At 33.7% G+C, this 15,415-nt stretch carries 13 protein-coding genes; 4 read left to right on the top strand and 9 right to left on the bottom strand.

Translation table 11 applies throughout. The features are described from left to right. Window positions 1-3: 3 nt before the first annotated feature. Window positions 4-798, bottom strand: coding sequence for a polysaccharide biosynthesis/export family protein (locus tag H4O20_RS01715; RefSeq protein ID WP_185098092.1), 795 nt, complete (start codon window positions 796-798; stop codon window positions 4-6). Between the two features lie 249 nt (window positions 799-1,047). Here H4O20_RS01715 and H4O20_RS01710 point away from each other — a divergent pair, with 249 nt between their 5' ends. Continuing rightward, entirely contained in the window at window positions 1,048-2,919 is a 1,872-nt protein-coding gene (locus tag H4O20_RS01710; protein ID WP_165150006.1) for an ABC-F family ATP-binding cassette domain-containing protein, read from the top strand. 44 nt (window positions 2,920-2,963) lie between these two features. Here the strand turns inward: H4O20_RS01710 and H4O20_RS01705 are convergent, their stop codons facing one another. Beyond that, window positions 2,964-3,227: a DUF4834 family protein gene (locus tag H4O20_RS01705; protein WP_221442672.1), complete on the bottom strand. Its 264-nt coding sequence runs from the start codon at window positions 3,225-3,227 to the stop codon at window positions 2,964-2,966. Window positions 3,228-3,335: 108 nt separating this feature from the next. Here H4O20_RS01705 and H4O20_RS01700 point away from each other — a divergent pair, with 108 nt between their 5' ends. Beyond that, window positions 3,336-4,328 (top strand): transporter, encoded by a 993-nt coding sequence (locus H4O20_RS01700; protein ID WP_185098091.1) that lies wholly within the window; start codon window positions 3,336-3,338, stop codon window positions 4,326-4,328. Between the two features lie 18 nt (window positions 4,329-4,346). Further along, complete coding sequence (locus tag H4O20_RS01695) at window positions 4,347-5,465, top strand: GNAT family N-acetyltransferase (protein WP_139854502.1); 1,119 nt, start codon at window positions 4,347-4,349, stop codon at window positions 5,463-5,465. 101 nt (window positions 5,466-5,566) lie between these two features. On the opposite strand, the gene H4O20_RS01690 is transcribed toward H4O20_RS01695, so the two are convergent. Next, window positions 5,567-6,520 (bottom strand): EamA family transporter, encoded by a 954-nt coding sequence (locus H4O20_RS01690; protein WP_139854501.1) that lies wholly within the window; start codon window positions 6,518-6,520, stop codon window positions 5,567-5,569. Between the two features lie 116 nt (window positions 6,521-6,636). Continuing rightward, the gene (locus tag H4O20_RS01685; protein ID WP_139854500.1) at window positions 6,637-7,983 is read right to left on the bottom strand and encodes a DEAD/DEAH box helicase; all 1,347 of its coding nucleotides are present in this window, start codon (window positions 7,981-7,983) and stop codon (window positions 6,637-6,639) included. Between the two features lie 138 nt (window positions 7,984-8,121). Between H4O20_RS01685 and H4O20_RS01680 the strand changes: the two genes are divergently transcribed. Continuing rightward, a complete protein-coding gene (locus H4O20_RS01680; protein WP_185098139.1) occupies window positions 8,122-8,823 on the top strand; it encodes an RluA family pseudouridine synthase in 702 nt (233 codons plus the stop codon). 39 nt (window positions 8,824-8,862) lie between these two features. Here H4O20_RS01680 and H4O20_RS01675 read toward each other — a convergent pair whose 3' ends face one another. The 5 genes from H4O20_RS01675 to gap all read right to left on the bottom strand — a co-directional run bounded on the left by H4O20_RS01675 (window position 8,863) and on the right by gap (window position 15,355). Continuing rightward, on the bottom strand, window positions 8,863-9,984 hold the full coding sequence (locus tag H4O20_RS01675) for a DUF2891 domain-containing protein (protein ID WP_185098090.1): 1,122 nt from the start codon (window positions 9,982-9,984) through the stop codon (window positions 8,863-8,865). A 221-nt stretch (window positions 9,985-10,205) separates the two neighbouring features. Beyond that, window positions 10,206-11,747, bottom strand: a complete 1,542-nt coding sequence (locus H4O20_RS01670) for a YifB family Mg chelatase-like AAA ATPase (protein ID WP_139854497.1) — start codon at window positions 11,745-11,747, stop codon at window positions 10,206-10,208. A gap of 126 nt (window positions 11,748-11,873) precedes the next feature. Beyond that, on the bottom strand, window positions 11,874-13,442 hold the full coding sequence (gene pgi, locus H4O20_RS01665; protein ID WP_185098089.1) for a glucose-6-phosphate isomerase: 1,569 nt from the start codon (window positions 13,440-13,442) through the stop codon (window positions 11,874-11,876). Between the two features lie 20 nt (window positions 13,443-13,462). Further along, window positions 13,463-14,356 carry an N-acetylglucosamine kinase gene (locus H4O20_RS01660; protein ID WP_139854495.1) on the bottom strand — a complete coding sequence of 298 codons (894 nt, stop codon included), beginning with the start codon at window positions 14,354-14,356 and terminating at the stop codon, window positions 13,463-13,465. Between the two features lie 3 nt (window positions 14,357-14,359). Continuing rightward, entirely contained in the window at window positions 14,360-15,355 is a 996-nt protein-coding gene (gene gap / locus H4O20_RS01655) for a type I glyceraldehyde-3-phosphate dehydrogenase (RefSeq protein WP_185098088.1), read from the bottom strand. Window positions 15,356-15,415: the final 60 nt, after the last annotated feature.

The raw sequence follows: 15,415 nt of genomic DNA, 5'->3' as shown, positions 1-15,415 counted from the left end.
AACTTATAATCTGGTAAAAAGTAAAATAGTAGTTATCAACGCCGAGGTAATGGATACAATTGTTGTAAATGACTGTAACCCCGTTGTACCTGTTCCAATAGACTTTTGTGGCAGTGGATTAACCAAAATTAAATCGTTGGGTTTAATAAAATAATAATCCGAGCTCATTGCATCAATAGAAGTTAAATCGATATGATGTACTTTTTGTCCTGCGGGATACTGCCTTATTATTACAACATCACTTTTATCGCCAGTCATTAAAATATCACCACTATTTGCGATTGCTTCCATAATACTTACTTGGTCGCGATAAATGATATTTGAACCAGGTCTTCCTATTTCTCCATTAATGGTATAACGAATACCAGCTAATTTTACAGTTACAAAAACATTGGCTTCTGCTTTAAAGTAATCTTTTAACAGTCTATCCTCGAGCTTTTCACGCACTTCTTCGATTGTATAACCTAATACATTTATTTCTCCAAGACTTGGAATTCGAATGTTACCATGGTCGTTTACTACAAAACCATCATAGTACAATTTTTCCTCACCAGTTGCATTGGGATTAGCATCACTTATGGGATTAAATATACCCACTGTTTCTTGATCTAAAGCTTTTACGCGAATACTTAATAGATCATTAATCTGCAGCCTGTAAGGTTCTGGTCTTTTACGTAAAATTGAAAGGGTGTCTGTTTTCGACTGATTTTCCTGTAAATAGGTAAGTTGCTTTGTAGAAATACATGAACTAGTACAGATAACCAAAAATAAAAACAATAATATATATGTAAACTTCATAAAGAGCTTAGAGTGTTGATGAACAAATATAAACTAACACAATTAATAATGAAACATTATTACATTTATAACTAAAATAGGTGTTAATATCGAAACTGAAAGTTAATTACAACAGTATCTCATCAAAACAACCTTAAAAATAAAAAAGAATACTTAATATTCTTTTATTATCTTAGTTTGGCGTTTTATAGACTTGCAAATAATGAAACCCTATCTGCTATTTCATTACATTTGTGAAAAATTAAAATTGTGAATTATCTTTCAGTAGAAAATATATCTAAATCCTTTGGGATGCGGGTATTGTTTGAAAATATTTCCTTCGGAATTAACGAGGGACAAAAAATAGGTTTCGTAGCCAAAAATGGAACAGGAAAAACTTCCCTCCTAAATATTATCGCTGGAAATGACAAAGCCGATACCGGAAATGTTGTTTTTAGAAAAGGACTAAAAATTTCTTATCTCCCTCAAGAACCAGATTTAAATCCTGAGCTTACTGTAGAGCAAACTATTTTTTCTTCAGATAACCCTATTCTTAAAATAATAGAGCGATACGAACACGCAATAGAAAACCCTAACGATTCAGAAGCCTATCAAAAAGCTTTTGACGATATGGAAGCACATCAAGCTTGGGATTTCGAAACACGTTACAAACAAATCCTCTTTAAATTAAAGCTTGAAGATTTACACGCTAAAGTTGGCAAGCTTAGTGGCGGACAGAAAAAACGATTAGCACTGGCAAACGCTCTGCTTACCACACCTGACTTGCTAATAATGGATGAACCTACAAACCATTTGGATCTCGAAATGATTGAATGGTTAGAGAATCTATTTGCAAAGGAAAACTTCACCCTATTTATGGTTACGCACGATAGATATTTCTTGGAGCGCGTATGTAATGAAATAGTAGAACTTGATGAAGGAGTACTTTATAACTACAAAGGAAATTATAGCTACTATCTCGAAAAGCGTGATGCTAGAATAGAAAATGAAGCTACCGAAACTGGAAAAGCAAAACAACTATTCAAAAAAGAATTAGATTGGATGCGTCGTCAACCAAAAGCGCGAACAACTAAAAGCAAAAGTCGAATTGATGACTTTCACGATATAAAGGAACGTGCAAGCAAGCGAAGAAACGACCACCAAGTTCAACTTGAGCTAAATATGGAACGAATGGGAACTAAGGTTGTTGAGTTTCACAGTGTTTCAAAATCTTTTGGTGAAAAGAAAATTTTAGACAAGTTTGAATATAATTTTAACCGTGGTGAACGTGTAGGGATTATTGGAAAAAATGGAACTGGAAAATCTTCGTTCTTAAATATCCTTACAGGTGCCTTAAAACCAGATTCGGGGAAAGTTGTAATAGGAGAAACCGTTAAGTTTGGATATTACACCCAAGCAGGTATCAATATAAAAGAGGGTCAGAAGGTTATAGATGTTATTCGCGAATTCGGGGAGTATATTCCACTTAAAAAAGGAAGACAGATTTCAGCTTCGCAGTTATTAGAACGTTTTCTTTTCGATCCTAAGAAACAATACGATTATGTAGAAAAGCTTAGTGGCGGTGAAAGAAAACGTCTGTATTTATGTACGGTACTAATCAAAAACCCAAACTTTTTAATTCTGGATGAGCCCACAAACGATTTAGACATAGTTACTTTAAATGTTTTAGAAAGTTTTCTGTTAGATTTCCCTGGGTGTTTATTAGTGGTTTCCCACGATAGATACTTTATGGATAAGATTGTAGATCACCTTTTTGTGTTCCGTGGAAACGCAGAAGTCGAAGATTTCCCTGGAAATTATTCCGATTTTAGGACTTATGAAGACAGCAATATTCAAGAGAAGCGTGAGGCTAGTGAAGCAGCTACAAAAGTAAAAAAAGATTGGAAACAATCTTCAAGTCCTGCTAAACTAACGTATAACGAGCAAAAGGAATACAATAAACTTGAAAAGGAAATAGCGAATTTAGAGAACAGACGAGAAACGCTTCAAAATAAATTTGCAACAGAAAATTGGGATGGTGAAGAAATAGATAAGCAGTCTATTAAACTTCAGGAAATTATAGATGAAATAGATAAAAAAACTGAACGTTGGTTCGAGCTTTCCGCTAAACTTGAAAGTTAAAATAAATAATTAGGTGGTTGCTATGAAGAAATAGGTAACCAAATTTACTCTACTTCTTCATAGTCAACATACTCCCCTACTTTATTAGCGGTTCGAGAGTTTCGTGAGGGCATTTTATCGATACTTATATCTCCTTCACGTTGTTGATGAGAAGCTGCAGTTGAATTTGTATTAAAAAACTCTTCAAACTTTTGATTAGCTTTTTTAGAAATGTAACGCATTAAATAAGGAGTAGCGAGCCTAAATAAAAATTTAAGTCCGAAATATATCAATAGAACGATTAAAATCGTTTTAAGAAATGAAATCATAATAATCTAAATTGTCTCCAAAAATAAGGATTGGGGTGCAAAAAGACGAATATAGATTATTAAATAAATGGTAAAATCTTCTATCTTTGAATTTAAACCTGACTCACTATGCAAATAAAGCTTTTATTTACATTATTTATCACGATAATTATTAGTCAATATTCATTTGGCCAGTACACCGAAATGATAAATACCAATCGTCCAGGTGTATCACAAGGTGCTTTTGCTGTGGGTAAAAATGTACTTCAGTTTGAAGCAGGTATGAGCCTTGGAAAAGAAAAACACTCTCTTCTAAATACCGAAACTAATGGATTAAATATTGATTATTCTATCAGATATGGGTTTTGGAAAGAACGATTAGAAGTGAGCTTTATAGGAGATTTTCAGTCAAATAATATCACTTATACCAATTTTACACCCGAAGAAAAAAGAAGTGTCGCAAATTTTAAGAGTAATACGTTAGGCTTAAAATACCTTATTTACGACCCTTATCGTAAAAAAGTACTAGAAGGTCCAAATCTTTATAGCTGGAAAAAGAATAATAGATTTCAAGTAGAAGATTTAATTCCTGCTGTGGCACTCTATGTAGGTGCAAACTTTGATTATATAGATGAAGATGTTGTTAATCCTTTTGTACCCCCACGCGATAACACTATAAGCCCTAAGTTTGTATTATCCACCCAAAATAACTGGATTGGAGGTTGGGTATTTGTAACAAACTTAATTGTAGATCGTGTTACTACAGATTATCCTACCTACGGATATATCGTTACCCTTACACACGCTACCAACCGATATTTCTCTATCTTTCTAGAAAACCAAGGATTTAAAAGTGATTTCTACTCAGATCAACTAATACGTGGCGGAGCAGCAGTTTTAGTTAATAAAGATTTTCACGTAGACCTTTCGCTTACTTATAGCTTAAAAGACACTCCTTCTATGTTTTATGGTCGTGTTGGTGCAGCATATAGATTTGATATGCATAAACAAGATGAGTATTTGGAAGATGAAGCCAAAGACAAATTGAAATCTAAAAAGGATAAAAAGAAAGAGAAAAAAGAAAAGCGTTTAGACGACTTCACTCCTGATAATAACGGCTAAAAAATAGCATTAATCAATATGATTACTACTCAATTAATTTCCTCAAAAAGTGATCTTAAAAAATTTGTCACTTTTCCATTTAAACTATATAAAGACTGTAAGCATTGGGTTCCTCCTCTTATTAAAGATGAAATGGAAACGCTAGATAAGGCTAAAAATCCTGTTTTTAAAAATGCAGAATCTTGGTATTACCTTGCTTATAAGAACAACAAAGTTGTTGGACGTATAGCCGTAATTTTAAACCATCTTGAAGTTAACGAACAAGGAAAAAAGAAAATCCGATTCGGTTGGCTTGATATGGTAGACGATATTGAAGTTACCAAAGCGCTATTGGAAAGAGTTTATGAAAAAGGCAGAGAGCACAACTTAGAATACACCGAGGGGCCAGTTGGTTTCAGCAATATGGAAAAAGCTGGAATACTAACAATGGGGTTTGATGAAATGAACACCATGATTACTTGGTATCACTACCCCTATTATGCCGAACATTTTGAAAAACTAGGCTTTGAAAAACAAGCGACTTGGGTAGAATATAGGTTAAGAATCCCAGAAACAATTTTTGAAAAAGTTGCTAAGTTTTCGAAAATTGTACGTGATCGATATAAGCTTTCGGTAATTCGTTTTAAGGATAAAAAAGAAATTTTACCTTATGTAGATGAGATGTTTGGATTATTGAATAAAACCTATAATACGCTTCAAACATTTGTACCCATTCAACAATATCAAATAGATTATTACAAAAAAAAGTATTTCAACTTTATTCATCCAGATTACATTTGTTGTATTAAGGATGAAACTGGAAAACTAATTGCCTTTTCAATAGTAATGCCTTCATTTTCTAAAGCCTTGAAAAAAGCCAATGGAAAGCTTTTTCCATTTGGTTGGACTCATATATTGAAAGCTCAGAAAAAGAATGATACCGCTGCATTTTACTTAATTGGAATTGATCCAGAATACCAAGGTAAGGGGGTTACAGCCATTATTTTCGAAGAAATGCAAAATTTATTTAATTCAAAAGGAATTCATACCGTTGAAACAAATCCTGAATTAAAAGAAAATACTGCTGTACAATTACTTTGGAAAGACTATTCACCAGAGCAGCATAAGGAACGAAGTACTTTTAAGAAAAACCTATAACCTTCTTCTAAAAAATTAAGTCAGTAAATAATCGATGATTCAATTATTTTCTGACTTTTTTATTTTTACAAAGGGAGTTTTAGACCTTGTGAATGACGTTACTAAAACTCTTCTTTTTTATGCTTATTAAATATTTTACTAGTAAATCGTGGTAATGTAACAGTTGTCTTTGCCGTATTTATAAAATAAACTCCGGTTAATAACACTGCAGCTGCGATTAAAGACTGCGAGGTTATTTCTTCATCTAAAAAATACCATCCTAAAAATAAAGCTATAAGAGGATTCACATAGGTAGATGTAGCAACTTTATCTGGGGAAACAGATTTTAATAAATAATTGAAAGATGTAAAAGCTACAATACTTCCAAAAATTATTAATAATACCATACTCCATTGTACTTGCATACTCCATTCGTTTGGTGCGAGCCAAGCTTCTCCAAAAGCCAAACTGGCTATTGCAAGTGTAATTCCACCCGTAAACATCTGATACCCTGTATTTACAAAGAAGTTTTTAGGAAACTCTGCTTTTCCCACAAATAAGCTACCAAATGCCCAACTAAGCATACAGGCAAAAATCATTATCATTCCAACTATTGAACCTTCTTGAGTTACTATCTGTTGTTGAGTAACCAATAGTGTTATCCCTAGTATACCAAGCCCCACCCCAATAAGAGACATGAGTTTAATCTTTTTTCCTTGTAAAATTCTCATTAAAAAAAGGACAACCAAGGGCTGAGCAGAAATTTCCAATGCAGCAAAACCACTATCTACGTATTTTAATGCCCAAACAATTACTCCATTTCCAAAGGAAAGAAAAAGAAATCCAACGATAATGGTATTTAATAGTTGTTTACGCGTTATAGCAAGACTTTTACCCATTGCCTTAGCAATTATGAAGATAAGTACACCTGCAGTTGTAAAGCGAATGGAAGCTAAAAAAAACGGAGATAGCTCAGTAACAGCTACTTTATTAAGCATATACGTAGAACCCCAAATAACATATATGGAGAAAAACGCTAAAATTATTAAAATCGGATTACGGGATTCTGAGTTCAAGTTAATCGAGGATTCGTAATTAGTATTCTGTTATCAGTTAAAATTAATTATGGGTGAGTTGGATTTTTCCTTTTAGAATTTACTCAAAACTTACTATTTCGATAAATAGTTATAGCTTATTTACGTTTATTCCTCTTGTTATAATTTTTATCACCTCTAGTTTTAGGTTTTTTATATTTCTGCTTAATTATTCGTTTGTACGAACCTCCTAAGTTTTCTTTTCTGTTTTTCTCCTTTTTTTCGTGAAATGCAGGTCCAACCTCTTCTATATTATTGGGGTTGTTTATTTCTAAAACCTTAGGTTGCTCCTCGTAGGTTAACTGCTTTGATATTTCAACTTCTTCAGGAAAATTTAATTCAGTAATCTTCAAATCCATCAAATTCTCAATGGCTTGTTTCGCTTCATTTTCATCTTCCGTATAAAGCAATATTGACGTTCCCTTCTGCTCCGCTCGACCAGTTCTTCCTATACGGTGCATATAGTTTTCTGGATACAATGGTGTGTCGAAATTTATAACGTGTGAAACCTTATCTAAATCAAGCCCACGCGCCATAACATCTGTAGTCACAAGAATACGCGTCTTTTCGTCATTAAAGTTTTCTATAGAACGCAGCCTGTAATTCTGTGTTTTATTTGAATGGATTACGGCTACTTCACTTCCAAAAAATTCATCTAAAATATCGAAAAGTAAATCGGCACTCTTCTTATTAGGAACAAAAACAAGTACTTTCTTAAAATCTTTTTCATCCTGAAGGATGTGCTTTAGCAAATTCGCTTTGGTGTAAAAGTTCTTAACTTTATATGCGTATTGTGAAATATTATCTAAAGGAGTTCCACTTACCGAAACCGAAACAGTAGTTGGCGCAATAAAGAAATCGTGAATAAATACATTCACATCATCTGTCATTGTTGCAGAAAACATAATATTTTGACGCTTGTTTGGAAGCAGTTCCAAAATATTGGTAAGCTGAAAACGGAAACCTAAATCAAGCATAACATCTACTTCATCTATCACCATTTTTTTAACCGATTTAAGCTGTAATGCTCGGCTAATCACTAAATCGTACAATCGTCCTGGAGTAGCAACTATTATATCTGCACCTTCGGCAACAGCTTCTTTTTGTCTGTTTATGTTTGTACCGCCATAAACTCCAATCACACGTACAGAAGAGTATTTACCAAACTTTTCAATTTCTTCAACAACCTGTATTACTAGTTCACGCGTGGGAACCATTACTAAAACACGTGGATGTATATCCTTCGAGAATTTCAATTCTTGAAGAATAGGCAGCATATACGCAAAAGTCTTTCCAGTACCTGTTTGAGCAATACCCACCATGTCTGTACCAGACAAAATAACCGAATACGATTGTGCCTGAATAGGTGTAGGTTTTTCAAAGCCTAAATCGTCTATTGCGAATTGTAGTTGTTTATTTAGGTTAAAGTCGTTAAAAGATTCCATTTTAATAGTTTGGCGCAAAGGTAGTGCTTAAGAGCGTCCTATAACCACAGTTATTTTATTTATTATTCATTTTTTTACAAACTAAGTAAATTTTCTTTTCCTTATTTTTGAAAAGTTGAATTCTAAAATTACTTAATAATCGGAACTTCAAAAAATCACAGCACTAAAGAGAATCTTCAAGTTGTATATGAAGACAATCACCTAATAGTTATAAACAAACGTCCTGGCGATATCGTTCAAGGAGATAAAACCGGAGATATGCCTCTTTCCGAAGTGGTAAAAGAATATATCGCAGAAAAGTATAATAAACCTGGAGCGGTATATTTGGGTGTTGTTCATCGATTAGACAGACCTACAAGCGGAATTGTTTTATTTGCTAAAACATCAAAAGCACTAACCCGCTTAAATAAACTGTTTGCCAAAAGAGAAACTCAAAAAATATACTGGGCACTTGTGAAAAACGCTCCACCAAAAACGGAAGATACTTTAATTCATTTTTTGAAGCGAAATCCTAAACAAAACAAGTCTTATGCTCACATAAAAGAAGTTCCAGAAAGTAAAAAAGCTATTCTTCATTATAAATTAATTCAGAAGCTAGACAATTATTACTTATTAGAAATTGAGTTAGAAACTGGTAGACATCATCAAATTCGTTCACAACTTTCTTCTATTGGTTGCCCGATAAAAGGGGATTTAAAATACGGTTTCGACAGAAGTAATCCCGATGGAAGCATTCATCTACACGCAAGAAAACTAACTTTAGTTCATCCCGTACAAAAAGAAGAATTCACATTTGAAGCCCCTACTCCCACTGATGTGCTTTGGGATGTTTGTAAATAGTTTAGAGCTCCAAAATATTTGAACTCAGAATTATTCTTACTATTTATGAAGCGTATTTAAAGCAAGAATAGCAAAGCTTCCTAACCAATGTCCACCTTCGTAACTATCCCCCACCAAATTAGGATAAGAATAGGCTAAGTGCTCATTAGCTACATTTTTAAGGTGTTTGTATTTTGGATAATCCCGAGCTAAGGCATAGAAAACCCACGCTCTACTGAAGTTTAAGCCGTCTAGATGAACTAATTTTCCATCAGTTCTATCACTTACTTCTCCTACTTTTAATTGATAATTTTCATTAGCCAATTCTGGCAAAAATGCATCTATCCAATTCAAAAACTCATCTTTAGAAAGTACGCGTTGCATAATATCTATCTCTTCTAAGCAAGGAGACAAAAAATCAAAGCCGCTAGGCTCCCAAGTAATAGGACAATCTATATCATTTAAATAAAAGTCTTTAGCTCGTTTTTCTATAAGTTGTTTCAACTCATCATCCCCTATTGTTTTAGCATAATCGTAAGCAAAGGTTAACCCAAAAGCGGTATTCGAGTGTTCTCCTACTCTAATTGGGTAATTTAATTTCGGCAGAAACTCTTTATACCTAGTAATAATAATATCAGCTAGTGGTTTTAAGTTTTCTTCAAGTTGTCGAGCCGTAGGATCATCCCAGTTATGTAATTCTTCCGCAAGTTTTAATAACCAAGCCCAGCCATAGGTTCTTTCGAAGGAACTGTTGATAGGCTTTTTAAAATACTCAACCTCTGTAGCTACATTTTCTGCAGTAATCTTCTCTTGTAGAATATTCTTTACCTCTTCGGCTTTGTCCATATCTGGAAATTGCTTTAAAAGTGTAACCATCGACCAATAACCATGTACAGCACTATGCCAATCAAAGCAGCCATAAAAAATTGGATGTACCTTAATAGGTTCTACTAAATCTGCTTCACTTTCTAAAACTTCACCAGGCTTATAAGGATATTCTGTAGCAACACAATGTAAAGGAAGTTCAATTAATTTGTTCGCTTCAGCTAGTGTAAATGATGGATCTTCAAATTTTTCCATTGATATAACTTCTGTTTTAGAAATTTCAGAATTTTTATTTGAGGGGTTATTACAACTAATTACTATTGAAGCTGAAAAAATATATAGCAAGTGATTTTTCATAAATAAGAAAGTTTAGTGCAAGATAAATAGATTATACCTAGCATATAAACATTTCCATCAATTAGCTGAAAATTACTTTAAAATAAAATCACCTAATCAATTGATTTAATCCCTATTACTACGTACTACTAAAACCTTATGTTCAAGAAACGAACCAACAATCAAAATCTAGACTTTAGTAAAATTAAATAAAAAAAATAGCATAATCACTCAGTCATCTTTTACCCAAACCAACCATCTCTATCCAAACTTCTATACTGAATTGCCTCAGAAATATGGTTGCCGTTTATTCTTTCAGAAGCTTCTAAATCGGCAATAGTTCTTGCTACTTTTAAAATTCGATCGTAAGCTCGAGCGGATAGATTTAATTTTTCCATTGCTGTTTTTAACAGCCCTAAAGAATCTTCATCTAGTTTACAAAACTGACGTATTTGCTTTACTCCCATTTGCGCATTGTAGTGGATATTATCGAAATCAGAAAAGCGTTGAGACTGAATTTTCCTGGCATTAGTAACTCTCTCTCGAATAACCACACTTGCTTCACCACGGCGTTCTTCGCTAAGTTTTTCAAATGGAACTGGAGTAACCTCAATATGTATATCGATTCTATCTAATAACGGACCTGAAATCTTACTCAAATAACGCTGCATTTCGGCTGGTGAGGACATCACAGGGGCATCAGGATCATTAAAATACCCGCCTGGACTAGGATTCATACTAGCTACCAACATAAAGCTTGAGGGGTAGGTAACTGTAAATTTTGCTCGAGAGATAGTCACTTCTCGATCTTCTAAAGGTTGCCGCATTACTTCGAGAACTCCACGTTTAAACTCAGGAAGTTCATCTAAAAATAACACTCCATTATGAGCAAGACTTATTTCTCCAGGTTGTGGATATTGCCCACCTCCTACAAGGGCTACATCCGAAATAGTATGATGAGGACTGCGAAAAGGTCTAGAAGTCATAATCCCACCTTTTTCCATAGTTCGCCCAGCTACACTGTGTATTTTAGTGGTTTCGAGACTTTCTTGAAGTGTCATAGGAGGCAATACACTTGGCAATCGTTTGGCTAGCATAGTTTTTCCAGAACCTGGTGGGCCTATTAAAATAATGTTATGTCCTCCAGCAGCAGCGATTTCCATACAGCGTTTAATAGATTCTTGACCTTTTACATCAGCAAAGTCGTATTCTGGGTGTTCTAGATGATTATAGAACTCAGCTTCCATATCCACTATAGTTTTTTCTAATGGAATATCTTCATTGAAATAATCGATTACTTCTTTAATGTTATCGATTCCATAGACGTTCAAACCTTCAACAATAGCTGCTTCTTTTGCGTTTTGATTTGGTAAAATAATCCCTTTAAAACCTTCTTCTTTTGCTTTAATAGCTATTGGTAGTGCTCCTCGAATTGGTTGTAAATTGCCATCCAAGGACAACTCTCCCATTATTATAAAATCTGAAAGTGCATTCCGTTCTTGTATCTGTTCTGTAGCGATAAGTATTCCCATAGCCAAAGTTAGGTCGTAAGCCGAACCTTCTTTTCTTAAATCTGCTGGCGACATATTGAGAATTAACTTCTTTCCTGGAATTTTATATCCATTATTTTGAAGCGCTGCTGCAATTCTATAATTACTTTCACGAATAGCGTTGTCTGGTAGTCCAACTAAATGGTAACCAACTCCTTTATCTACATTAACTTCAACAGTTATTGTAGTAGCTTCTACACCAAAAACGGCACTTCCGTAAACTTTTGTGAGCATATGCTTAAGGTTTTAAAATAGATTTTTAAGTAAGATAATAAAAATCTTTAAAACCCTCACAATTAAAAACTTACAACCATAAAAAGTGTGTGAGTTTGGAAATAGAATCCTTTATTTTTTTTTAAATTAAGAGTCTAATAATTTTTTAATCAAATTTTGAGTGGATGGATTTTTAACTTCAGTAGCATTTTTATTCTCTATAGAACTTAGAGTTCCCTTAGCAACAGTTTTGCCTAATTCAACGCCCCATTGATCGTAACTGAAGATATTCCAAATAATCCCCTGAACAAAAAGCTTGTGCTCATACATCGCAATAAGTTTTCCCAGACTGTTTGGAGTAAGTTTCTTGATTAAAATTGAATTTGTAGGTTTATTTCCTTCGAAAAATTTAAAAGGCTTTTCAACCTCTTTATTATATGTACCCTCCCACAATGCCTCAGTTTGAGCAAGATAATTAGCCATTAAAATATTGTGGTTTTTAAAATTACCAAGTAAAGGCTTTGAAAATCCAATAAAATCGGTAGGAATAAGTTTGGTACCTTGGTGTAAAAGTTGGAAGTATGCGTGTTGTGAGTTACTACCTACATTCCCCCAAACTATTGTTCCAGTTTGGTAGTTAATCTTGTCCCCGTTTCTGTCAATATTCTTCCCATTGCTTTCCATTATAGCCTGTTGAAGGTAAGGAACAAGTTTATTTAGATATTGAGAATATGCTACAACTGCTTCACTTTCTACTTTAAAAAAGTTATTGTACCATATTGACAATAAAGCAAGTACTACAGGAATGTTTTTGTCGAATTCTTCATTTTTAAAATGGTCATCCATTTCTGAAGCCCCCTTTAAAATAGCCTCAAAATTATGATAACCAACAGCGCAACAAATAGAAAGTCCTACGGAACTCCATAGAGAAAAACGACCTCCTACCCAATCCCACATTGGAAAAATATTATCTTCTGAAATTCCAAAATCTATTGCACCTTTTATATTAGCAGAAACCGCTACAAAGTGACTTTGAATATTTTCTTCAACGGCACTTCTTAAAAACCAATCTCGGACAACTGTAGCGTTTACGATAGTTTCTTGAGTTGTGAAACTTTTAGAAACAACTATAAATAATGTGGTTTCAGGATTTAGTTTTTTTAAGACTTCCTCTACATCATCCCCATCGATATTCGCAATAAAGTGAATATTTAAGTGATTTCTATAAAATTGAAGTGCTTCAATAACCATTTCCGGGCCCAAATGACTGCCTCCAATTCCAATATTTACAACATCTGTTATCGGTTTTCCTGAAAATCCTTTATGCTTTCCACTTATTATTTCTTCTGAAAAATCCTTCATTTTTTGAAGTGTACTAGCCACTTCAGGTTTAAGATTATTTAAATCTCTAAGCGCTGTGTGAAGAACTGCTCTACCTTCTGTTTGGTTTATAGGTTTTCCGGAAAATTGTTGGATTATAGCTTCTTTTAAACCTACCTCTTCTGCTAGGTTAAGTAAAAGTGAAATTGTTTTGTCTGTAACCCTATTTTTAGAGTAGTCTACATAAAAGTCCTTCCATTCTATTTTAAAACGGCCTGCACGAGTAGTTTCTTTAAAAAAAACATCCTGCATTTGCTTATTTTTTATTTCTTGAATATGGGTTTCAAGGGCTTTCCAAGCATTTGTTTTTGTAGGATTTATCGCAGGTAAGGGCATTTTATAGGTGATTGGTGTTTTTACTTAATTCTATTTTTATAATACGCTATTAATCCATCGATTGGTCGTTGTACGATATTTCCCAATTCAAGATTGTATTCGTCAAAACATTCTTTAATTATTTGTTCTGAAAAATGTGCTATTGAACCAACAAAATGTATTGGCACTTCTCTTGCATTTTCAAAACTTAGAATACGACATTCTATAAAATTTGAAATTCCTTCTTTTATAAGAGCGTAAAAATATGAGTTTATTTTGTCCTTACCTAAATCATTTCCCTCTATGTTATTGTTTTGAGAAGAAGAACTAAAAATGAATTGGGCAAATGAAGCCAAATATGTGTTCGGATTTGCTTTTTTATATAAATTCATCTTGATGTCGTCCGCATTCAAATTGAAGTTTTTTTCAAATTCTGATGCAATTTCGACAGGCATTCTATTGTAATAGTAGTCTCTAATCAATCTTTTCCCAAAATAATTACCACTAGCTTCATCCATTAAAATATAGCCTAAAGCAGGAATATGTGAGTGGATTACTTTTCCGTCGAAGTAACAGCTATTACTGCCAGTACCTAGAATACATACAATTCCAGGTACTGAAGTAGCAGAATAAACCGCAGCAGTTAAATCTTCTGAAACACTTACAGTTGCATTTACAAAAAGCTCTTCTAAAACTTCCTTTAAAATACTTCTAGGAGTTATGGTACCACAACCTGCTCCATAGAAGTGAAGTGTTTCCACTTGGGAAAATACATTTTTTAAGGCTTCGTTAGAAGAAATTCGAAACAGAAGTTCTTCTTTAGGCACAACCGTTGGATTTAAACCTAAAGTTGTAGTTTTAAAGAGTACATTTCCTGAATTATCTAGCAGGACCCAATCGCATTTTGTCGAGCCACCATCAGTTATGAGGGTCATAGTTTATAGCGTTGCAATATGAACTGTCAAATCTACTAATTTTGACGAATACCCATATTCATTATCGTACCAAGCTACTAATTTGAAAAAATTGTCGTTTAACGCAATCCCAGCATTAGCATCAAAAGTGCAAATATATGGGTCTGAAACAAAATCCTGAGACACCACTTCGTCTTCGGTGTAGTTTACAAGTCCTTTGTATTCATTCTCTGAAGCATTTTTGAAAAGTTGTTTTATGGCTTCGTAGTTTGTAGATTTTTTGGTGCGAAAAGTTAAATCTACCACAGAAACATCAGTAGTTGGAACGCGAAAAGCCATCCCTGTTAATTTCCCTTCAAGTTCTGGGATTACTTTAGTAACAGCTATTGCAGCACCTGTAGTTGTTGGAATAATATTGTTTAAGGCATTTCTTCCAATACGATAGTTTTTCTTTGAGGCACTATCTACCGTTGATTGTGAAGTAGTTACTGCGTGTACAGTAGTCATAAGGGCTTCTTCAATTCCGTATTCGTCATTGATGATTTTCGCTAATGGCGCCAAGCAATTTGTTGTACAAGATGCATTTGAAATGATTGTATCTGTAGCTTTTACACTTTTGTGATTCACTCCCATCACAAACATAGGTGCAGTTTTGGAAGGTGCAGAAATAACCACTTTTTTTGCTCCAGCTTTAATATGAGCAGAAGCTGAATCTACTTCTTTAAAAATCCCAGTACAATCCATAATAATTTCGGCTCCTACCTCATTCCATTTTAAATTTTCAGGATTCTTTTCAGCAGTAACTCGAATCTTTTTGCCATTTATAACTAGGTAATTGTTATCTACGGTTATAGTTCCCGGAAATTTTCCATGTACTGAATCGTATTTTAATAAATAAGCCAAATGCTCTATATCTAGTAAATCATTAACAGCAACTACCTCGATATCATTTCTTTTTGATGCTGCTCTTAAAACCAAACGACCGATACGGCCTAATCCATTTATTCCTGTTTTTATCATAGTTTTTTTATTTAATATAAAATTAATTTAGCGAATTTGTTTAGTTTTTAAAAATAGAAT

Source organism: Aequorivita sp. 609 (assembly GCF_014212065.1).
Taxonomy (GTDB): Bacteria; Bacteroidota; Bacteroidia; order Flavobacteriales; family Flavobacteriaceae; genus Aequorivita; species Aequorivita sinensis.
Note: the sequence above shows the minus strand (reverse complement) of the source record. Positions and strands in the feature narration are given on the sequence as shown.